22 protein-coding genes and 1 pseudogene are annotated in these 20,376 nt (G+C 39.1%); 9 read left to right on the top strand and 14 right to left on the bottom strand.

Annotated elements, in window-relative coordinates; translation table 11 throughout:
* From HMPREF2685_RS02660 to HMPREF2685_RS02690, 7 genes and pseudogenes are all read right to left on the bottom strand, one after another.
* Positions 1-225, bottom strand: a pseudogene (locus HMPREF2685_RS02660) (DUF389 domain-containing protein); the annotation flags it as partial.
* Positions 222-545 carry a potassium channel family protein gene (locus HMPREF2685_RS02665; RefSeq protein ID WP_000825751.1) on the bottom strand — a complete coding sequence of 108 codons (324 nt, stop codon included), beginning with the start codon at positions 543-545 and terminating at the stop codon, positions 222-224. The pseudogene HMPREF2685_RS02660 and the gene HMPREF2685_RS02665, both read right to left, overlap by 4 nt.
* On the bottom strand, positions 542-901 hold the full coding sequence (locus HMPREF2685_RS02670; protein WP_000397555.1) for a hypothetical protein: 360 nt from the start codon (positions 899-901) through the stop codon (positions 542-544). Before HMPREF2685_RS02670 ends, HMPREF2685_RS02665 begins: the two co-directional genes overlap by 4 nt.
* Entirely contained in the window at positions 826-1,128 is a 303-nt protein-coding gene (locus HMPREF2685_RS10120) for a TMEM175 family protein (protein WP_006151097.1), read from the bottom strand. Before HMPREF2685_RS10120 ends, HMPREF2685_RS02670 begins: the two co-directional genes overlap by 76 nt.
* 791 nt (positions 1,129-1,919) lie before the next feature.
* The gene (locus tag HMPREF2685_RS02675) at positions 1,920-2,711 is read right to left on the bottom strand and encodes a hypothetical protein (RefSeq protein WP_083279696.1); all 792 of its coding nucleotides are present in this window, start codon (positions 2,709-2,711) and stop codon (positions 1,920-1,922) included.
* A 215-nt stretch (positions 2,712-2,926) separates the two neighbouring features.
* On the bottom strand, positions 2,927-3,502 hold the full coding sequence (locus HMPREF2685_RS02685; protein WP_070465082.1) for a hypothetical protein: 576 nt from the start codon (positions 3,500-3,502) through the stop codon (positions 2,927-2,929).
* A 10-nt stretch (positions 3,503-3,512) separates the two neighbouring features.
* The gene (locus HMPREF2685_RS02690) at positions 3,513-4,370 is read right to left on the bottom strand and encodes a hypothetical protein (RefSeq protein ID WP_070465085.1); all 858 of its coding nucleotides are present in this window, start codon (positions 4,368-4,370) and stop codon (positions 3,513-3,515) included.
* A gap of 351 nt (positions 4,371-4,721) precedes the next feature.
* Between HMPREF2685_RS02690 and HMPREF2685_RS02695 the strand changes: the two genes are divergently transcribed.
* Positions 4,722-5,153, top strand: coding sequence for a hypothetical protein (locus HMPREF2685_RS02695; RefSeq protein WP_070465088.1), 432 nt, complete (start codon positions 4,722-4,724; stop codon positions 5,151-5,153).
* A 216-nt stretch (positions 5,154-5,369) separates the two neighbouring features.
* Here the strand turns inward: HMPREF2685_RS02695 and HMPREF2685_RS02700 are convergent, their stop codons facing one another.
* On the bottom strand, positions 5,370-5,738 hold the full coding sequence (locus tag HMPREF2685_RS02700) for a hypothetical protein (protein WP_070465090.1): 369 nt from the start codon (positions 5,736-5,738) through the stop codon (positions 5,370-5,372).
* A gap of 512 nt (positions 5,739-6,250) precedes the next feature.
* Between HMPREF2685_RS02700 and HMPREF2685_RS02705 the strand changes: the two genes are divergently transcribed.
* The 6 genes from HMPREF2685_RS02705 to xerC all read left to right on the top strand — a co-directional run bounded on the left by HMPREF2685_RS02705 (position 6,251) and on the right by xerC (position 10,681).
* The gene (locus HMPREF2685_RS02705; RefSeq protein WP_070465241.1) at positions 6,251-6,565 is read left to right on the top strand and encodes a hypothetical protein; all 315 of its coding nucleotides are present in this window, start codon (positions 6,251-6,253) and stop codon (positions 6,563-6,565) included.
* 11 nt (positions 6,566-6,576) lie between these two features.
* A complete protein-coding gene (locus HMPREF2685_RS02710) occupies positions 6,577-7,653 on the top strand; it encodes an ATP-binding protein (RefSeq protein ID WP_070465243.1) in 1,077 nt (358 codons plus the stop codon).
* Between the two features lie 102 nt (positions 7,654-7,755).
* A complete protein-coding gene (locus tag HMPREF2685_RS02715; RefSeq protein WP_261710243.1) occupies positions 7,756-8,256 on the top strand; it encodes a hypothetical protein in 501 nt (166 codons plus the stop codon).
* 211 nt (positions 8,257-8,467) lie between these two features.
* Positions 8,468-9,121 (top strand): replication protein, encoded by a 654-nt coding sequence (locus HMPREF2685_RS02720; RefSeq protein WP_070465098.1) that lies wholly within the window; start codon positions 8,468-8,470, stop codon positions 9,119-9,121.
* Between the two features lie 13 nt (positions 9,122-9,134).
* The gene (locus HMPREF2685_RS02725; protein WP_070465101.1) at positions 9,135-9,398 is read left to right on the top strand and encodes a helix-turn-helix domain-containing protein; all 264 of its coding nucleotides are present in this window, start codon (positions 9,135-9,137) and stop codon (positions 9,396-9,398) included.
* Between the two features lie 65 nt (positions 9,399-9,463).
* Positions 9,464-10,681 (top strand): site-specific integrase, encoded by a 1,218-nt coding sequence (gene xerC / locus HMPREF2685_RS02730; protein WP_070465104.1) that lies wholly within the window; start codon positions 9,464-9,466, stop codon positions 10,679-10,681.
* 106 nt (positions 10,682-10,787) lie between these two features.
* On the opposite strand, the gene rpsI is transcribed toward xerC, so the two are convergent.
* From rpsI to rlmB, 5 genes are all read right to left on the bottom strand, one after another.
* Positions 10,788-11,180, bottom strand: a complete 393-nt coding sequence (rpsI, locus tag HMPREF2685_RS02735; RefSeq protein WP_000075969.1) for a 30S ribosomal protein S9 — start codon at positions 11,178-11,180, stop codon at positions 10,788-10,790.
* An 18-nt stretch (positions 11,181-11,198) separates the two neighbouring features.
* Positions 11,199-11,645 (bottom strand): 50S ribosomal protein L13, encoded by a 447-nt coding sequence (gene rplM, locus HMPREF2685_RS02740; protein ID WP_002876943.1) that lies wholly within the window; start codon positions 11,643-11,645, stop codon positions 11,199-11,201.
* 152 nt (positions 11,646-11,797) lie between these two features.
* Entirely contained in the window at positions 11,798-12,661 is an 864-nt protein-coding gene (locus HMPREF2685_RS02745) for a DegV family protein (RefSeq protein WP_070465106.1), read from the bottom strand.
* On the bottom strand, positions 12,661-13,173 hold the full coding sequence (locus tag HMPREF2685_RS02750) for an NYN domain-containing protein (RefSeq protein WP_003004212.1): 513 nt from the start codon (positions 13,171-13,173) through the stop codon (positions 12,661-12,663). The genes HMPREF2685_RS02745 and HMPREF2685_RS02750 overlap by 1 nt, the downstream gene beginning before the upstream one ends.
* An 18-nt stretch (positions 13,174-13,191) precedes the next feature.
* A complete protein-coding gene (rlmB, locus tag HMPREF2685_RS02755; RefSeq protein ID WP_070465108.1) occupies positions 13,192-13,920 on the bottom strand; it encodes a 23S rRNA (guanosine(2251)-2'-O)-methyltransferase RlmB in 729 nt (242 codons plus the stop codon).
* 96 nt (positions 13,921-14,016) lie between these two features.
* On the opposite strand from rlmB, the gene HMPREF2685_RS02760 reads away from it, so the two are divergent.
* Both HMPREF2685_RS02760 and HMPREF2685_RS02765 read left to right on the top strand, forming a co-directional pair.
* The gene (locus HMPREF2685_RS02760) at positions 14,017-14,979 is read left to right on the top strand and encodes an aromatic acid exporter family protein (protein WP_070465112.1); all 963 of its coding nucleotides are present in this window, start codon (positions 14,017-14,019) and stop codon (positions 14,977-14,979) included.
* Between the two features lie 114 nt (positions 14,980-15,093).
* Positions 15,094-18,315, top strand: a complete 3,222-nt coding sequence (locus HMPREF2685_RS02765; RefSeq protein WP_070465115.1) for an LPXTG-anchored zinc carboxypeptidase — start codon at positions 15,094-15,096, stop codon at positions 18,313-18,315.
* Positions 18,316-18,642: 327 nt separating this feature from the next.
* Here the strand turns inward: HMPREF2685_RS02765 and HMPREF2685_RS02770 are convergent, their stop codons facing one another.
* Positions 18,643-20,310, bottom strand: a complete 1,668-nt coding sequence (locus tag HMPREF2685_RS02770) for an alpha-glucosidase (RefSeq protein WP_070465118.1) — start codon at positions 20,308-20,310, stop codon at positions 18,643-18,645.
* Between the last annotated feature and the right edge of the window lie 66 nt (positions 20,311-20,376).

Raw genomic sequence — 20,376 nt, forward strand, 5'->3', positions numbered from 1 at the left:
GATTAAACGCGTATCAAAAATAGCTAAACCGAATCCCAGTCCAACAATCGGTGTCATGAGAGGTGAAATCAACATGGCTCCTATAATGACAGCTGTTGAATTCATATTTAGTCCGATAGAGGCAATAAAAATTGCACACATCAAAATCGCTGTATCTCTCAATCGAACATGAAGGTCATCGTATAATTTCTCACGGTATTCCCGTGTTGAATAATTGGCAGTCATTTGTCCTCTCCTCTTTCCTTATTTAAATTGGTATAATAATTAAAAATAACAGCTGATAAACAGCCAAAAAATATGAGCCCATAAATCGTCAAGAAGACACTGGTAATCCTTCCAATCAAGGTCACAGCTAGGAGATCCCCGTAGCCGACAGTCGTCGAAGTCACAAAAGCATACCAAAGACCGTCTCCGTAATTTGTGATAGCAGGTTCAACTAGGAAAAGCACGCCTCCTGACCCAAAAACAAAGGTCACAAAACTCAGAGCAAACCGAGTAAAACCCGTAACCTGCATAATATGCCATAACATTTTTAAACGTTTCATTTGTTCTCCTTATTCATACTAGCTCCTGACCGAGCCGTTTTTTTCCAATAATCAAAGTGAAGATAGGACATGATCTCCATCAGAGAAAGATAGACAAACTGATAGATCTGATTTAAGCTGATTATCAACTGATATTGTTTGAAAAATGACTGGAAGAAAGACCAGATATGACTGTCTTGAATCAGTCCCTTCTTAATATCAGACAGGATATTAGCTAAAGCTCCCAAGGACTGAAACGGTAAATCCTTGACATTTATATAGATCCGGTCCACCACATCATTCAGACTGGTATCTTGGATGGCATGAAATTCTCCAAAGAGAACTCCTGCCGCTCCAAGAGTAGAAACAAATTCCACCAAATAATTTCTGAGGAAATTTTCTCAACCTTTTCCCATAATGTGTTTAGTGCCATCCATAACGATCCCAACCAGAAAAAGGAAAGAAAACAAGCAAAGAAATTTTGCCGTAAATCCCAAAAAGCTTCAAGACTTGGTGTTGTTGGTTTTTCTAACTCTAAAACCAAGATGGTCATAATAATTGCTAGAACAGCATCTGTCAATACAATTAATCTGTCTTTCTTCATCGGATTGCATCCCCTTTCTTTTTTGTAACATTCTATCTTATCGCATAATATTGGATATTCTTTCATAATCCGACTACAAACAAAAATAAACCAAAAAGTATGTCCCTATTATACTATATTTAACTCTAGAAGTATTCATCCATCTAATTAATAAATATATCATATTTCACAATAAGTGAATACTATCAAAGATTCATCCCCTTTCACTTCATCATGTAGTGTTGCTTAGATTTATCAAAAACAACCAAATTTGTATTAATTTCAAGTATCACCTAGTTACAAAAATTTGGGGTGAACAGAAAAAGCATCCCGTATTTTTGATACGAAATGCTTTCAATAAGTTTAAATAAGTTTTAACGTTTACTAAATTGTGATGCTTTACGAGCTTTTTTCAAGCCTGGTTGGGGCACCACTTATTTCATCTAAATTCAAAGTGCTTTAAAATCAACGCTTTTATGAGTGTTCAAAAAAGAAAATTTCAGCTAATTTCAATCAATTTCATCAAAATAAGGTGAACTTTCATTAAAAATAAACAAAAATCGAACCAGAATATCAAAAGTTTACCTTATTTGGTTTTTCAGAAGTGAAGTAGGGATTCACTACTCGTCAATAAACGTTAGGAACCTTGTTTTTATGCGATTCTCGAAATTTTAAATTTCAGTACATTACAAAAAAATCAACCGAATCACTATCTTTATTTAAAATAAGCATACTAATTTCAACAATAAAAAGCAAGAGGGGCTTCATAATGAAGCTCCTCTTTTTTACTATCATCCCAATACCTCTTATTTCTATTGAACTCTTGCATTGACTGTTTTTAAATCTAATTCATCCTGACCAAATAGTAATCTAATTATGATTTGAGTTGGATTTTCAACATTATTTAGGACACAAACAAGTTCTGTTCTAATATTTGGTTTAAATTGTACTCCTTCGATTGACTCTTGAAGGTTTGGATTTTGTTGAATACGATTACGTATCTCCTCATAAGGAGTTGCTCCCCAACAACTAACTGGTTCAGCTCTTTCAATAATCATTCTAGGGATATAGTCTGGCACAAATTGTTCTGGTAAAATACATAACCCTCCATTCCTAATAAAAGATTCTAGCATCTTATCAAAAATAGCAGTAGGTGTCCCATCACTTTTTAGTCCATTAAACCCTATTAAGTCACCAACTTTTTTAGCAATATCCGACTGATTCTCATTTATAAATATAGATAATTCTTCATTTTCAGGAAGCCCTTCTCCCCTTTGATAAATACCCTGCCAATTATTTTGATTTCCCTCATAATTTGGACATTTATTTCTTCTTTCTATATCGTAGAACAGTCCTTCTATAGGATTTCTTGTATGTGCTGCATAATATTTTCCAGTTCTACTTTGAGTATTATTATTTTCCCCCCCAATAAGTTGAATCGAAGAACCACAAGTTGGACACAATGCATACCTTTTGCTATTTTGATAATATGGTATGTTTTTATTTGTTTTCTCTTCAAATTCATCAATATGATAAGTTCCACCATCGATTAATTTAAAATATTTCATCACTATTTCCTCAATAAATAATCCATCTAATTTCATTTCGTCTTTACCAAATTGATAAGATTGACGACATCTTCATAACGTCCTACCGCATTATCGATATCTTGTAAATTCGTGCTAACTTTTGATTTCTTACGGGCGGAGATTTTGATAAGGCTTTGTCAATCTCTGGATTAACACTTTCATTTTGTGCCACAAACTCCAGGTCGTAAGACGTTAACCACTTTTCAACTTCACGTTGGATCTTTACTTCTTTACTCTGTTTCGTTGCCTTTACCAAAGCCTTCCAAAATGTTCTTCAAATTAGCTCTTTTAATTGCCCAGTGAGTCCTACTTAATTCCCAATTTTCTATTTTTAATTCTGATTGATGAAGTTCGACCTGATTTAAATCAATTTCACATTCTTTCTGAAAAACAAATTGTGTATCTTTAACCTTTTTATCTATATCTTCTAACTTTCCGAAAAAACCAATTTTTATATCTTGGTTCACATCGCTATACTCTGGTAAAAATAAAGCTGGTAAACTTCTTATTTCAGTAATATCTTCTAGTGTAAATTTATTGAATCTTTGTTTAATTGCTGTATTCGTGTGTTCAAAAATCCTATCGTTATTTAGACTAAAAGAATTCGCTTCAAACTTTTCACCGTAAATTATAAATAGGTTATAGTACTCATCAGAAGAGAGTATCTCGCGTACAGGTGTAACATTAACGATATGATTCACATTGTTTGCTTGCTCAATGTTATAGATTCTATCTGCATTTTGTTGTAGTAGTTGTTGGGGAAATTCTGACGGCAAATTACCCTGTCTTTTTAGTGAGTTTGTCAATGTATTCTCCTTAATTTAGATTTTCTACATGTTCTATGTTATAGATATTATTAGCATACTGGTTGATAACTTTAGGATTATTCAACACTTGTTTTGTTATTGAGTCATCACTTTCAACTTTAGAATTAAACTCTTCCTCAACCTCAACGTCTGATTCTTTGATATACTCTTGTTCCTCAACATCTTCCACATTTGGATTATATCGAGTTATTTCTAAATCGTTTATATGTTGTCCAAGTTCTGCATTATTGAATTTCCAAGGGGTTCGCTCTCCGCCTTGAGAATACCAAGCTTCAAATGTTGGTTTACCGAGAGTATTATCTAATTTACTGACAAAAATATATCTCATTACATCTAATAAGAATGACTCAATTTCAATTACTTCAACTCTTAATAAATCTTGCTTACATGACGACTCATTAGGGGAAATTTTAAAATCTTCCGAATCCTTAACCGTTTCATCAGTACAAATAGTTTCAACAACTGCCGAAACAAGCCACTTCAATTTTCGTTCCGAAAACTTCTCATTTATAAATTCAGACATACTTTCCAGTGTGTCTTTTTTATTCTGTTCAACAGAATCTTTAAATAAATTAATGAACCTCGAATCATCAAAAGGTAAATACTCTGTTTTAGAAATAATACATTTTTTATAATCAGAAACATTCTTTTTAAACGTGTTTCCGTAAGGCATTTGCTGATTTTCTCCTGTAAAAATATCAACAAAAGACTTCATAATATCAGTTTCGGATAATTTATCAGTTCGTTCTTCCAAGCATCCACGCCGAACCCTACTTTTGGTTTTTCTAGCTTCAAGCATTAGTCCAAACAGAATTCCTCCTGTGATCCGTGGGACAGTTTCAGACATTTTTTACTCCTCGTAACTAATTTAGTAACTGTATCTACTTTATAAACTTTATCTACAATTGCAAATAACGCAATCTACTTCATAATAAAGGGTGAAGATAAAGCAAATGTATATTCGATACTATTATATCAAATTTCACAAGCGTTTTCTTCAAAAGAATAATATTAGTCCTAACTGGTGCGCACCAAATGGACGGATAGAAACAAATATGAAAACTCCGACGATGACGGTCGAGTTCTGCATATATCTGTTTATCCGTTTTTTTGGTGTGCCTTTTTGCACACATCGGTATTCAGTGTAGCTCATAAAAGTTTCTTTCCGTCCTAGAAATGGACTTAGAAAGAGGCTATTATGCCAATAAGAACATTCGAAGACCGTCTCACTCTACAGGATTATATAGATATCAAAAAGTGGGATAAGATATTGAAAAATGACGATAAGTCATATGAGAACGCTAAACGAAGAGATAGATACCATAATCTTGGAAGTTTAGATGCGAACATTTCTAACGAAGGACGTGAAACAGATAAATATGATTTTATCGCTAGTGACTCGTTAGATGGTGAACAAGCTTATATCTATAACGAACTATTAGAAGCTGTGCATAATTATATATCTGCCCTTCCTACGAATGACCAAATTATTATGGTTGAAAAACTAAGAGATAAGCCAACCTCATCGTCTACACTATCTAAAATTGTAGAATGTAGCGACAAAACTGTAACAGCTCACTTCAAAAAATTTCAAAAAGAGTTACAAAAACTCTTAAAAGACTACAGATAGTCTATAAAACTGGTAATCAGACTGATTACCAGTTTTTATATTCAAAAAATAGAATTATATTTGTAATCTAAAATATTATATATTTTAGGGATATACTTTATTTAAATAAAATTCAACAATTATATAAATGTAATTTTTGTATGGATCAAAAACTAATAAGAAAAGAGTTCCACTTATAAATGGAACTCTTATAAACTAGCTTATTGTATTTACTTTCTAGTTATTCTTTAGTGCTTCTTTAATTTCACCAATTGTCGCTGAAACAGTTTTATCTTGAAATGATTTTACTTCTCTATTGCCATCTTTATCAATAGTTTCAACTGGACTACTGTAATCATCTGTTGAGCTCGTCGTAAAACCACCTGATTTATCCGCAATAATTAATTTGTCATCAGGTTGGTTTGAGAAATATTCATTAATTTCTTTTTCAGACTTATTTTTTAGAAGGTTCTTATAAATTTCAATTGTTTGATTTTCTTTTTGTTGAGCTCCTAACGAATTAGCAATAACAGGGTTTAATAAAGCATACGAAATTAATCCTACAGTCAAAATAGTTAACGTTAAAGGTAAAAATTTTTTAGTCATTTTTAAGACCTACTTTCTTTCTATTTATTAAGAGTATACTAATAAGCTGTTTTCTTCTTTAAAATCGTTATATTTTTGTTAAAATCCTTTCTGGATAGGCCTCCATCCTATCCAACCTCATTATATTATTGCTTTTGTTAGAATTCAATTTATTGTATGTGAAACTAGTTCCAGAATATTTTTTAATTTTATCGAAAATAGACATATATGATTTTCTGTTTAGATACCAATTCTGATTAAAAATAATGTATTTTATGATTCTATTTCTGTTGTATCAACGTTTTAACTCTTGTTAGGTCATTTGTTTTAAATTATTTAGTTTTCTACTTTCGAAATCTTTGAACATAATAGAATAAAATTAAAACTTTCTAAAAAACTCCGAAATTCACCTCCTGAATCTCCTATAAGATAGAAAGGAAAAAATCAACAAGTCCAGCTCATGACCTCAAACCGAGCATGTCACCAATACTTTTTATCACAAAATAGAATATACGAGGTATCTCAAAATGAAAATGAAAGCAAAATTCCGCAATGGCGGATACTCAAATCAAACAGCAGAACAATACGTTAGCCTTCAAGATCCAATCTACTTGCTTTGTGATGAGCTTGAAGCACAACAAAAGTATGAAGATGGAAAACCGACGGGTGAAATTGTCGCATATAAGGCTTGGTTTGGGCAAAAGGGATTACCACCATTTCAAGTAAAATTCCTTGAAGAACCTGAACTCCCTGAATATCTTTCCCTTATCACCTTTGACAACTTGCAAGCATGTGAGGTCAACTATAACGTTTACTTTAGAGCTAATGGATTTAAAGAGGTGAAATAATGGTTCCAGCTATCACACAAAAAGAGTTGGAACAATACCTATTACAGAGTCTGAACATGGCTTTGGGCTCTGTATTACAAGGGGAAACTTCTTATACCAACTCTTTTGACATTTCTGTCAAAGAAAACGGATTTATCTTCATTCCTCGTCTTCCATCAGGATTTGTCATTGATGACGAACTGTACCGAAAGATTTTCTTAATCGCTAATGCGTCTCTCTACCCACAATACACGCTATTAAAACAAAATTCTGCCTACTTTATTGCACTGAAAACAGACGATATTCATATTCAACGTGGACTGTTTTTTCCTTGGCAGAAAGGTGTTTCTGAGCGGCTAATCATTCCAGACCTAGAAAAATTCACATTATCGCTAAAAGGTAATGATATCCCTATTATGGCAAATCTAATGATTAACTATGATAAAGTAACTTCTATGGCTATTGCTGGGAACTCAGGTAGTGGTAAAAGCTATGCATTAACTTATCTGTTAAGTATACTGAAAAACATTTCCGACCTGATTATCGTTGATCCTAAATATGATACCCCATCACGGTGGGCAAAGCAGAATCAAATTAGTGTCATCCACCCTCAAGAGAATCGTTCCAAATCCGACTTCGTATCAGAAATTAACGAAAGTTTAAGTCAGTGTTTGACAATAATTCATAAACGACAAAGGATTTTATTTGATGATCCACATCATGAATTTCAACATCTAACTATTGTTATTGATGAGGTGCTTGCTTTATCAGAAGGAATCAACAAAAATATCAAAGATTCCTTCTTCTCTCTGTTATCTCAAATTGCTTTATTAGGGCGATCAACCAAAGTTCACTTGCTTCTTGTAAGTCAGCGTTTTGATCATAGTACAATTCCTGTATCAGTCCGTGAACAATTTAATGTATTGATTCAGGTTGGTAACATCAACCAGAAAACAGTACAGTTCTTATTTCCAGACCTCGATCCAGAAGGTATTGTTATTCCGATCGGAAAAGGAACAGGGCTTATTCAAATCATTGATAACGAGCATCCTTATCAGGTCTTACCCTTGCTGTGTCCAACATACTACACAATGAAAGGTATTTTATAACTTATGCAAACAACACATTTTCAGAAAGTTTTTAATCTCGGTTCTCTGCTGTTTCTTACAGCAATTTTAGGTGCATTCTGCACAGTCTGCTTCGGGTTTAGCATGAATTCATTACAGGAGATTGATTATTTAGTCTTCTTTTATCGTTTTACTAGCGTAATTTTCGCAATTAGCTTATTTACTTCGCTTATGAGCTCTGTAATTCTCTTTTTCCTCATCAGTCGTGAAATCAAGGACCGGCAAAAAGAAGATAACCTATATAACCTGTGGCAATCAATTAAACAAACCTTGTCGATCCGTACTTTTCTACATCAAAGCGAACTCTCAGAAGCCGTAACTACAACTGAACAAGCAAAATTAACACACTACAACCCTATTCATAAACGTTTTAACAAAGCAGTTGATAAATCTATTATAGATGTTAGAAAAGATACAATCATTCTGATGATTCGTATTCCAAAGACTCAGCAAGCAAAGAAGATTCTAGACGATATGAATACAATGATTATCGAAGAAGTTGCTAGATACAATCCTGATTATTTCTTCTCCCCCTCAAATCCAGATAAAAAATGGGCATACTTTGTAGGAACTAAAAGACAATAGCTTAATGGCGCTGTGGCCCACGTAGTGGAAGCCAAACAGCGCCGTTTTTTAATTGCAAAATTTAGGATTAAGTGGGGTGACTACGACCCCCACTTAATCCAATAATCAATAATCAGAAAAAAATTAAATTTTCTCAAAAACTCCGATTTATGCCCTCCCAATCTCCTAATAGATAGAAATAATAAAAAATTGAAAGTGAGGAATTTTACCTATGGCAAAAGAACAACGTTCAAATAAATGGGCTTTTCTATTCTATCAGGAAAGTGCGCCCGAAAACTATTTAGAAATTCTCGAAGAAATTCATGTTCCATTTGTTCTGTCACCGTGGCATGATAAGGACGTAAACAAAAAAACTGGAGAGTTTAAGAAAGCACATAAGCATGGAGCATTCTATTTCAGCTCTCTCAAGAGCTATTCTCAAGTTTCGGAACTTATCAAAGACAAACTGAATGGCCCTGCACATGTTGAACCTGTAATGTCCCCCAAAGGGATGTACGACTACTTTGTCCATGCAGAAAATCCTGAGAAAAGTCAGTACAATATCGAAGATATTGAAACTGGATGCGGATTTGAATTAGATAAATTCCTCATCAGCAATAATAATGATGAATTTCTATCAACCATTATTGATGTGATAGACAAGAATAATTTCACAGAATTTAATCATTTGGTTAGGTATGCGAGAGAAGAAAATCCGACCTTATTAAGGCTTATCGTTGACAAAACATACTTTTTTGCCAAGTATTTAGATTCACGAAGGTATAGCACAGACAAAAGCAAAATCACTTCATCAGAAAATTCCTTGACGAATACTCCTAATGAAACTAGAAACATCATATCAAGCTCTACTTCAATAGAATTATAATGGAGGAAAAGCTATGCAAGTAATCTTACCAGATGAACAAATTCATCAAATTCAACTTTTACTCTCTAATCTTATAAGGAAAGAAATCAGTGAGCAATTAGACAAGAGTGGTATTGAAAGCCCCTATTTGAACAAAAAACAGACTTGCGACTATTTGGGAATTTCCAACAATACTCTTGATTCATGGATTCAAAAGGGGCTTCCATCCATCAAAATCGGAAAAACCATTAGATTCCACAAGGACGCTATTGACAGCTGGCTAAACGGCAACAACTAGAAAAATCAAGATTTTTATTTTATAATGGTCATGATATTTTCTGGTTCGATATAAAGGAGAATATCATGACTATCAGTAAGACAAAAAACGGAACTTACCGCTTAAAAGTCTATATTCCAATAGAAGCACGAATGCCTCTTGGAATCGTTAATAATAACTATTATGATAAAAGATTCAAAACAAAAAAGGAGGCAAGACAAGCAGAGATAGACTTACTTACGAAGTTAAACCAAATTGAAGATAATATGTTTTCAGGACTAGGAAAAGAAGATATCCTTTTCTCAGACTTCTATAAGAATATTTGGTGGGAATCCTATAAAGCAGGTCAAACTACATCTACTTTGAAACCACCAAGCAGGTCAACAATCGCTAATACCAAAACATGTTTTGAAAAGCATATACTACCACTTCTTGGCAACTATACGATTCAATTTTTAAACCAAAATAAACAGGTTATTCTAAATTTGATGACCTCAAAAGCTAACGAATATGCAAACTTCAAAACTTTACGAAGTTACGTTATTTCTATTTTTGATTGGGCGGAAGAACTTGAATATATTGAAGCAAATAGAGTTGCAAAAACTTTAAGACGAATTAAGGCTGTCAGAAAAATTCAACTTGCAGAATCAAAACGTGATGAAGATTTATACTTAACTCATGAGCAACTCCAAGAATGGTTCTCAGCTTTTAAAGAAGATTTAGAAAATGATAAAATATCACTCAAAGATTACGTCCTTTTTTATCTCACTTTTTTCCTCGGAGATAGAAAATCAGAAACATATGCTCTCCAGTGGAAACATGTCGATTTTTCAAAATCTCAAATTCAGTTAATTCAGGCTTTAGATAGATACGGACAAGTAAAATCTACCAAAGGAAATAAAAAAACTATCTTCTCTATTTCTAGTGACTTACTTCAGCTTCTTACCTCTTGGAAAGAACAACAAAAATATGAACTAGCAAAGTTTGGCATCATCAGTAATACAGAACAATTCATCTTCACTTATATAGATACCAAAGGTAATATCAATAAACCTTTACATTCTGACTACCTCAATAATAAGATGAAAACTATCAGAAAGCGACACCCAGAACTTACACACGCTACGCCACACAAATTACGGCATACGGGAGCAACACTCGCTAAACAGGCAGGTATGAGTTTAGAAGCCATTTCCGAAGCCCTAACTCACAGTGACAAAGGTACAACACAGATTTATGTCAATACTTCTAATGTAGTCCCTATGGCAGTTGGCGAATTTGCCTTAAAGTCTTTAAAACAATAAGGTAAAAATAAGGTGAACTTTGAGGTGAACTTTTTCAAAAAACATAAAAAAAGCACCCATGAGGTAAACTCTTGAGTGCTTTGAAACGTTGATATAATCGTATTGATTAACGTTTTGAGAATTGTGATGCTTTACGAGCTTTCTTAAGACCTGGTTTCTTACGCTCAACTTTACGTGAGTCACGTGTAAGAAGTCCTGCGCGTTTCAATGAATCGCGGAAGTCTGGGTCTACTTGAAGAAGGGCACGAGCGATACCGTGACGGATAGCTCCTGCTTGACCAGCGTATCCACCACCTACAACGTTAACGAAAACGTCGTATGAACCTACAGTTGAAGTAACTGCGAATGGTTGGTTGATGACCAAACGAAGGTCAGCGTGTGGGATGTACTCTTCAACATCTTTTTTGTTAACAGTGATTTTACCAGTTCCTGGAACAAGGCGAACGCGTGCAACAGCGTTTTTACGACGTCCAGTACCTGCATATTGTGCTTGTGACATACTTTATTGTTCCTTTCCTTAGATAAGTCCTGAAATATCAAGAACTTCTGGTTGTTGTGCAGCGTGAGTGTGTTCAGCTCCAACGAATACTTTCAATTTCATACCTTGAGCGCGGCCAAGAGTATTGTGTGGAAGCATACCTTTAACTGATTTCTCGATCAAACGTACTGCATTTTTAGAACGAAGTTCACCAGCAGAGATTGATTTCAATCCACCTGGGTGGTTTGAGTGAGTGTAGTAGATCTTATCAGTTGCTTTTTTACCAGTCAATTTAACTTTTTCAGCATTGATAACGATTACGAAGTCACCTGTATCAGTGTGAGGTGTGAAGGTTGGTTTGTTTTTTCCGCGAAGCACGCTTGCAACAACTGCTGAAAGGCGTCCAAGAGGTACATCAGTTGCGTCAACAACGTACCATTTGCGTTCTACTTGGCCTGGTTTAGCCATGAATGTAGTTTTGTTCATGATTTCTCCTATATGAATGTCGTTTTTGTTTACAGGGCGGATGTTCCGGTCCGCAAGTTATTTGAAAGGTTCCGGGGCCTTACAAATGGGGTAAACAATACCGCCTACTATTGTATCAAAATTCTAAGATAAAAGTCAACCGATTTGGAAAATTATTTGCGATTTTCTTTTCCAATGACAAATCCGATCAAGGAATTCGGGCCGACGTGGGCTGAAATAACTGGTCCAAGAGGCATCACAAGGACTTCATCGATGCCTTCAAGCGCAAGCATTTCTTGCTTCAGTGATTCGGCTCCTTCTAGATCGTTGGTATAAGATACCAAGGCTGTGCTTATGCCGATATCGGCTTTGATCAGCTCCAGTAATTCTCGGACAGCTTTTTTGCGCCCCCGAACCTTGCTAATGGGCACTAATTTCCCTTCTGCATCAATCCAGAGAATGGGCTTGATGCTGGCTAGACTTCCCATGATCGCAGCGCTCTTTGAGAGGCGACCACCACGCATGAGGTGGTAGAGATCATCGACGAGGAAATAGGTCCGCAGTTTTGGAGCTAGAGCCATGATCTCTTCTTTGGCTTCTGCTAATGAGCGACCCGCATCGCGCGCTGCTACTGCCCGCATGACCAGGTAGCCCTCTCCAATCCCAGCAGCCTTCGGATCGACAATCTCGATCACGGCTTCCGGGTAGTCTTCTAAAACCAGGTCTCGTGCCATGACTGCACTCTGATAGGTCCCAGATAAGACCGATGAAAAGGCTACATAAAATACAGCTTTTCCATCTTTTGCAAAGTGCTTAAAGGTCTCCTGAAATTGGCCCACATTGACCTGACTGGTTGTCGGTTTGGCTCCATTTTTCATGGCTTCTAAAAGCTCAGGGCTGGTCAATTGACCTTCTCCTACTGTCTGGTAAACCGTCCCATCTAACTCAATGGTCAAACCCAGAATGGTTACCTGGTGTTCCTTGGCCCAGTTTTGGTCCAAATCTGCGGTCGAATCGGTTAAAATAGCAAATGTCATTACTTGTCTCCCATCATTTCTTGTAATTGTCGCAATACTTCGTGATCGAGTGGTCGCATGGGTGGTTTTTGATCGTTGACCACTCGCTGCGCCTGGTTGAGGTTTCCTTTGACGACTGCGACCCGTTTTTCTAACTCTCTGGCAGATACCCGAAGAGCCCCTTGAGCAAATACGGTCCATTGCTCATTTAAGTCACTGGTCGCTACCGAAACTTGGTGGAGGGGCGTATTAAGCTCTGCCGCCAAACGCTCGATATAGTCATCTGCCGTTTCATCCTCGCCGGTAAATACCACCTGAACATTGAACTCCTCATAGGTCTGCCGCACTCCTGGCATATACTGGGCATCAAAGACACAGATGACTTCGATCCCTTCAAAGCTAGCATAGTGGCTCAGTTTTTGCAGGAGGATGTTGCGGGCTGCATCGAGCTCACTTTTTTGAAAGAGCTGGCGGGTCTCCTGCCAAAAGGCAATCATATTATAGCCGTCAACCAATAAGATTTTTCGTTTCATATCATTGCCTTTCTAGGATTATAATCGGTTGCGAAAGACCTCATACATAAGGATGGCTGCTGCCACACTGGCATTGAGGCTTTGCACATGACCATTCATGGGAATGGTGATCATCTCATCGACTTGCTTTTTGATGTTGGCTGAGATCCCTTTTCCTTCATTGCCAATAATCAAGGCTAACTTGCCAGCCGTATTCCACTGGTGAGACGGCGTGCCGTTCATGTCGGTTCCAAAGATCCAGAAGCCCTCTTCCTTTAGCTTGTCTATGGTTTGGCTAAGATTGGTCACTCGCGCAATGGGAATGTGTTCCACTGCTCCAGTAGAAGTTTTTGAAACCACTGGGGTTACCCCGACTGCCCGGTGCTTAGGAATGATGACTCCTGAGACATTGGTCGCATCAGCTGTACGTAAGATGGATCCAAGATTGTGCGGATCTGTTAAACCATCGAGAATCAACAAAAGCGGGTTCTCTTCTTGGGCTGTCTGTTTCAGAATCGCTGCCAAGTCTGTGTAAGCAAAGGCTGCCACACGAAGAACGAAGCCTTGGTGAACAGCTCCTTCTGTCATTTCCAGCAGGGTTTTCTTTGGGGTCCAAGAAATCGACACTTTTTTCTCAGCTGCTAAGGCCTTGATCTTGTCGACATTTTTTCCTCGGAGGTCTTCTTGAATATATAATTTATTGCCTGTATTGGCTTGTAAAGCCTCGGTGACTGCGTGGACACCGTATACGATATCGTTATTTTCCATAGAACTAGTATACCACAAGAAAGGAGGAAGAGGCCAATTCATGATATAATGAAATCAAATCTATCTCAATGAACGAACCGAACTAGAAAGGAAGCCATGCCTCTTTTTCAACGAACCATCAAGCTCACCTTGGCCACCTGTTTAGCAGCGGCCCTTGCTTATGCTCTGGGCTTGACCTATGCCATCTCAGCTGGCGTCATTGCCATCTTGAGTATCTCGGATACGCGTCGCAGCACCATCAAGCAGGCCTACCAGCGCTTTATGTCGACCTTGCTGGCCCTTGCTATCGGAAATCTTGCCTTTTCCTTTTTAGGGTTTAACCTTTGGACACTGGGAGTCTTTATCGCTCTCTATGTCCCTTGTGCCTTTCTATTGGGCTGGCAGATCGGCATCACGCCAAGCACGGTGCTGGTCACCCACCTCTTGATTGAGCAGTCTACTTCCTGGGGACTCTTGCTCAATGAACTTGCTCTCTTTTTGATAGGGACCAGCTTTGCCCTGCTGGCCAATCTCTATATGCCTTCGAATCAGGCTGCGATCGATCATTACCATGATGTTGTTGAAGACCAACTGAAAAAGATCCTTGGTCGTTTTGCGGAATTACTTGGTAAAGGGGATGGTCGCAATGATGCTCGCTTGATTAAGGAGTTGGACAGCATCCTAAAGGACGCTTTGAAGCTAGTCTATCTGGACCATTCCAACCACCTCTTTCACCAAACCAACTACCATATTCACTACTTCGAAATGCGCAAGCGACAAAACGATATCCTGCGGGATATGGCAGAAAACATCAACCGCTGTCAGTTAGCGGCGAGTGAAAGCATAATCCTGGCACAACTATTTAAGAAGACGGCCCAACAGTTAAGTCAGGAAAATCCCGCCCAAGATCTTCTAGATGATATTAATCAGTATTTGGCGATCTTCCGCGAACGTCCTCTTCCTAAGACCCGTGAGGAATTTGAAACACGCGCCACCTTGCTCCAACTCTTAAGAGACTTAGAAACTTTCATCCAGGTCAAGGTTGATTTTTACCAACAATTTCATAAGGAAACAGAATAGACAAAGAAGCCCTTGCAAGATGCAAAGGTTTTTTTATTCAGGGGATTATTGTAAACGTTTTCCTAAAATGGTATACTAGAAACGGAAAATAACTTTTTAAGGAGGGTCTTCTATATGAAGTCTTCGTATAAGAAACATTTGTACACTACAACACTCAGCCTCTCAGCGGCTGTCTTGCTTTCTGTTATCGGTCATGGCCAAGCTTCAGCTGATAGCTTAGAAGTGCCTCAAACGGAACCCAGCACGGTTCTTGAAGCGACACCTGCTACTGAGCAACCTGTGACAGCTGATACTGCCAGTCCCGCTACAGCCACAGAAGTAACTCCTGCTAGTTCTGCAGAAACAGCAGCGACTTCTGATATGGCTTCTAGTACAGAAGTTGCTCCAACCGCTAGTCCAAGCACTAACCGTGCTACAACGACTTCTGACCAAGCGACTCGATTGGCGGATAGCACCATTTATCTCTCTGAAAAGAGTACGATTGATGACAAAGTCCAAGAAAAAGCTCAAGCTGCTGGCAAGATCAACTGGACCTTAGACAATAAGCCTCTCTCTGAGTGGAAAACTTGGGATATGGAGACAGGAACACTAAGCAAGGATCCATTCCTCACCATCACAGAGACTGCAAACGGCAATGATTTAGATCTCCACATCGACGTGCAGGATCTCTTTGGTGAAGATCTCAGTCTTCGTAGCCCAAATAATATTCGCCGGACTTATCGCAACTACATCGGCAACCATGAACTAGTCGGGACCAATGCAGACTTAGGTGTGACCATCAATAAAACCCTTGTTTTTCGACCTTACCAAGACTACCATACACATGAAGAGATGCTGGCTGCTATCGAAAAATCCAAGGAAGAAGCGAAACCCGATCGTTTAGTGCAGCTGGAAACTCTTGGAAAGAGTGCCCAAGGCCGGGATATGAAGATGGGGATCGTGAGCAAGGACCAAGCCAGCATCGATCACTACCTGTCTAGTACCAACCCTACAGCTTTGACTAAGCCAAGCGAAATGCTGGCCGCACTAAAAGACAAGACCTTGGATTACAAATTACCTGTCTTAGTCCACAACACCCACGCGGATGAACAGCCAGGCATTGATATCATCACAGGCCTCTTCAATACCTTTGCGACCAAGGAAAAGGTGACCTTTAACACCACAGATGAAGCTGGAAATGCTAAAACAGTCACGCTAGATATTCCAAGCTTGCTCAATAAATTCATTTTCTTATTTGACTTCACGGAAAACCCAGATGGGGATGCTCTCAACCTGCGGGCCCTAGCAAACGGGCTCGATCCAAACCGGGATGCCAGCTACCAAACCAACCCTGAAGTTCGCACGGTTATCCAAATGATCAACAAATGGAATCCGATCGCTCTCTACGACTTACACGGTTTTATCAAAGAATTCTTGATCGAACCTGCAACGCCACCACATGATCCGAACTTCGAATACGATCTTCTGTCAGACCTGATGCTAGAAAATGCCCATCATATGGGACGGGCAGGAGTTGCCAATTCTAAATACAATAGTTACATCATTCCAAAACTGGATTGGGGCGATGGCTGGGATGACTCCTTCTCTGGCTATACAGGGGTATATGCTGTCTACCATGGTATCTTAGGCCATACCATTGAAATTCCGGAAGGAAATGAAGAATCCTACAAAGCGGGTCGCAATGCTGTCCTAGGCGGCATTGACTTCCTCAACCAAGATCCAGACCGTCTCCTTGAGATGCGTCTCAACTTCTACCTGCGCGGTCTCAATAAAACCGAAGATCCAAAAGCTGAAAATGAACTGGTTGGCCCAAATGGGGAAATCGTTGGACGGGTGAAAAATGGTCGTCCGAAATTCTTCCCAGACTACTACGTCATCCCAATGAGCCTCGACAAGGACAATGATGCGCAAGAAGCCTTCAATATGATTGACTACTTCAAACGCAATGGTGTCCTCGTCAAGGAACTTAAAGAAGATACAGGTCCCTACAAAAAAGGGGACTTGGTCATTGACATGGCCCAAGCCAAACGTGGCTATGCCAACCATATTCTCTACAAGGGCTCCAACGAATCTGCCTGGGCTGCGATGTACGCAGAGTTACTGGTCAACTTCCCAGATATGAGAGGGTTCAAGTCCGAACCTATATTTGCGGATGGTCTTTTCAACGGAAAATTAGGAGAAGTCACCACCACCCGCGCCACTCGTACCTCTGAGATCGATCCAAAAGCTCCTTACTATGTGATCGCAAATACCTCAGCCAGTGCCGTTAAAGCTGTCAATCAGGCCATCGCGCAAGGAAAATCTGTCTACCTAACAGACGATGGCTACATCGTTGACCGCGATACCTTTGCTTCGCTCCTACCAAACTATGCCATCTATGGGGATGCCCTCTACAAGGTACCTAGCGGCCCAACCTTGAAACCGATGAAGATCTACTCTCCGAACTACCACTATAATTGGGCTGGAGTAGATGCGCCTGCTCATACTAGTCTGGTCCTTGAAAAATTAGGCTTCCAAATCGTCAATACACCAGAAGAAGCCGATGTTGTTATTTTGGAAAGCAACCGCTTTGACGCTTCCATTTTTGGCAAGAAACCAACCCTTGTCATTGGTGGGGAAGCCATGCAAAAACTGGAAAAATTGGGAGTTCTTACAGGATTTGACGCTGAAAAACTAAAAGGCGGTAGTGACTACGAAGGCTTGATGAAAGCGATCATTGATGACCAGGATCCATTGACCAGCGGATACAAGAAGAATACCCTCTTCTACTCCAACTCAGGAAACTGGATTGAAAAGGTTCCAGAACATTTCAAGACCTTGATGAGCATCGCTCCGAGCGATTATTATATTGCAGGTTGGTGGCCACATAATGATGTTCTGGCTAACAAAGTCATGGCCATCTCTGGAGAACTGATGGGACAACCACTCTTTGTCTATGCAGGAAATCCAACCAACCGTCAACACCCTGTCCACTTCTTCCGCTGGGTAACCAATGCGATCTTTGGCAGCAAATTGGCAAGCTTGATGGATTACGTTCCAGCTAAAGAACCAGATCAAGTAGTGGTGCCAATTCATAACCAAACAAGCAATCCACAGCCAATCTTAGCCAAGAAGGAGACTCCTAAAGTGCTCCTTCCACAAAAAGAAATGACAACTAAAAATGAAGAAAGTGTGCAAGCCTTGACTTACCAAGTAGGACAAAGCTTCCAAGGAAGTCCAGCCAAGGCACAATTGCCACAAACCGGAGAAGACACAACTGCACACTTCATTCTTTCAGGCTTCTTGTTAGCTGTAAGCGGAGGCTTCCTCCTCTTGAAAAAGAAAGAAGTTGAGTAAGTTCCAGGTTTAGACCTGGATGACATGAAAAGAACCTTTGCAGATGCGAAGGTTCTTTTTGGATCTAAACTATCTTTCAAAACTTTCCTTAGGTGAGTACGGACGTCAGCGAACTTCGTCGAAGTTCCATGACTTAGTTTTGAGCCTAAGGTCTCAAAACTCCCGAGTGTTTGAAACAATAATGTTTCAAACACTTTTCTCACAGCGGAAAGTTTCAGTTTATACTTGATTGATTCTAAAGTATAGAAAACTTTTATTAATTTCTCCAGAATATTTAATGAAAATACTATTCTACATTAAATCCTAATACTGATGCAAAGTTTCTCCTTATTCCACCAATTCCAACACAACCGTTTGGTAAGGGGCCAATTCGAGCACTTGGTCTCCTTCTTGGAATAATTCTGCTGTATTATTTAAAACGACCGTTTTAATCGGAGCTGGCAACTCCAAGGTGGCCTGGCGATTTTGGAAATTGCTGATCACCAAGAGACGCTTGTCCCCACGGCGTTCGAAGGCAATGATGTTTTCACGGTCCCGATACGCTGGGATCATATCTCCAAACCGGATGGTATTTCCATAGAGGGGATGGCGATACAAGGCCGTCAACTGGCGATAGTAATTCAAGATGGAATTTGGATCCTTTTCCTGGTCTTCCACATTGATGGCAGCATTTGGTTTGGGACTGATCAACCAGACTGGTCCATCGCTAAAGCCCAATCCTGGCTCTGCCGACCATTGCATGGGTGTCCGTGCATTGTCCCGGCTGTATTTGGCAATCGAGGTCAAGGCTTCTTCCTCGGTCAAACCAGCTTCTTTCGCCACATGGTAGCCATTGATGGTCGCGATATCATCAAAATCCTCCACCGATTCAAAGACTTGGTTTTCCATTCCAATTTCTTGACCTTGGTAGATAAATGGAATTCCCTTGCGCAAGATTTGAATGGTTCCTAAGGCCTTTTTACTGATATCGTTTACCGGACCTTCTGCGATATAGTGGGACACACCACGAGGTTCGTCGTGGTTTTCAATGATGGTCGAGAGCACCCCAATGCTATCCGCGCGCTCATGCGCTTGGAAAATACTTTCCTTGAGTTCATCTGCAGTTGGAAGACTATGATCGAACCAGCCTTTTCCTTCCTGACCCAGCATGGTTTGTTTGAAATCAAAGATGGAAGAGAAGACACCATCTTTTCCAATGAAGAAATGCAATTCTTCGTCGGTTTCATTGAAAACTTCCCCTACTGTGAAGGCATTGTACTTGGCGAAAGTACGCTCTTTTAACTCTTGCAAGAAAGGTTCAATCGGTTGGGCATTGACTAGAGACTCCGGTACTGGAACCAGGCCATTGTCACGATCAGACGGAAGCGAACGCCATTCTAAATCCTTTTTGATATTGATAATGGCATCAATCCGGAAGCCCGCAATTCCCTTGTCCAACCACCAATTGATCATCTTGTAAATCTCTTCGCGTAAGACAGGATTTTGCCAATTGAGATCTGGCTGATCCTTGTGGAAAGAATGGAGATAGTATTTGTTAGTACCAGGAACCGGTTCCCAGACACTACCTCCAAAGTAACTTTCCCAGTTGTTGGGTTCCTTGTCACTTTCGATGAAGTAAAAGTAATCCGCATAAGGGCCATCTGGATCCGCTAGAGCTTTTTGGAACCACTCATGATGACTGGAGCAGTGGTTGACCACCAAGTCCATAATGATGGAAATGCCTCGCTTCTTGCCTTCAGCGATCAGCTCTTCCATATCTTCCATGGTTCCAAAAATAGGATCAATGGCATAATAGTCAGAAATATCATAGCCCTGGTCAATAAAAGGACTCTTATAAATAGGAGATAACCAGAGAATATCAATTCCTAATTTTTGAAGGTAATCAAGTTTTTCCGTGATGCCTTTCAAATCTCCAACGCCATCACCATTGCTGTCCTTAAAGCTTTTTGGGTAGATCTGATAAGCGACTTTCCCCTTCCACCAGTCTTTTTCCATGTATTGTCTCCTTAAAACAAAAGAGACCGAGACATATCGTCTCAGTCTCTACAGTTTCAGTACGTA

This window comes from Streptococcus sp. HMSC074F05, assembly GCF_001808725.1.
Lineage (GTDB): Bacteria > Bacillota > Bacilli > Lactobacillales > Streptococcaceae > Streptococcus > Streptococcus parasanguinis_I.

Coding starts and splice junctions, on each gene's coding strand:
- HMPREF2685_RS02665 (WP_000825751.1), bottom strand. CDS start 545: ATGAAACGTTTAAAAATGTTATGGCATATTATGCAGGTTACGGGTTTT.
- HMPREF2685_RS10120 (WP_006151097.1), bottom strand. CDS start 1,128: ATGAAGAAAGACAGATTAATTGTATTGACAGATGCTGTTCTAGCAATT.
- HMPREF2685_RS02675 (WP_083279696.1), bottom strand. CDS start 2,711: ATGAAATTAGATGGATTATTTATTGAGGAAATAGTGATGAAATATTTT.
- HMPREF2685_RS02690 (WP_070465085.1), bottom strand. CDS start 4,370: ATGTCTGAAACTGTCCCACGGATCACAGGAGGAATTCTGTTTGGACTA.
- HMPREF2685_RS02695 (WP_070465088.1), top strand. CDS start 4,722: ATGCCAATAAGAACATTCGAAGACCGTCTCACTCTACAGGATTATATA.
- HMPREF2685_RS02700 (WP_070465090.1), bottom strand. CDS start 5,738: ATGACTAAAAAATTTTTACCTTTAACGTTAACTATTTTGACTGTAGGA.
- HMPREF2685_RS02705 (WP_070465241.1), top strand. CDS start 6,251: ATGAAAGCAAAATTCCGCAATGGCGGATACTCAAATCAAACAGCAGAA.
- HMPREF2685_RS02715 (WP_261710243.1), top strand. CDS start 7,756: ATGAATTCATTACAGGAGATTGATTATTTAGTCTTCTTTTATCGTTTT.
- HMPREF2685_RS02720 (WP_070465098.1), top strand. CDS start 8,468: ATGGCAAAAGAACAACGTTCAAATAAATGGGCTTTTCTATTCTATCAG.
- HMPREF2685_RS02725 (WP_070465101.1), top strand. CDS start 9,135: ATGCAAGTAATCTTACCAGATGAACAAATTCATCAAATTCAACTTTTA.
- xerC (WP_070465104.1), top strand. CDS start 9,464: ATGACTATCAGTAAGACAAAAAACGGAACTTACCGCTTAAAAGTCTAT.
- rpsI (WP_000075969.1), bottom strand. CDS start 11,180: ATGTCACAAGCACAATATGCAGGTACTGGACGTCGTAAAAACGCTGTT.
- rplM (WP_002876943.1), bottom strand. CDS start 11,645: ATGAACAAAACTACATTCATGGCTAAACCAGGCCAAGTAGAACGCAAA.
- HMPREF2685_RS02745 (WP_070465106.1), bottom strand. CDS start 12,661: ATGACATTTGCTATTTTAACCGATTCGACCGCAGATTTGGACCAAAAC.
- HMPREF2685_RS02750 (WP_003004212.1), bottom strand. CDS start 13,173: ATGAAACGAAAAATCTTATTGGTTGACGGCTATAATATGATTGCCTTT.
- rlmB (WP_070465108.1), bottom strand. CDS start 13,920: ATGGAAAATAACGATATCGTATACGGTGTCCACGCAGTCACCGAGGCT.
- HMPREF2685_RS02760 (WP_070465112.1), top strand. CDS start 14,017: ATGCCTCTTTTTCAACGAACCATCAAGCTCACCTTGGCCACCTGTTTA.
- HMPREF2685_RS02765 (WP_070465115.1), top strand. CDS start 15,094: ATGAAGTCTTCGTATAAGAAACATTTGTACACTACAACACTCAGCCTC.
- HMPREF2685_RS02770 (WP_070465118.1), bottom strand. CDS start 20,310: ATGGAAAAAGACTGGTGGAAGGGGAAAGTCGCTTATCAGATCTACCCA.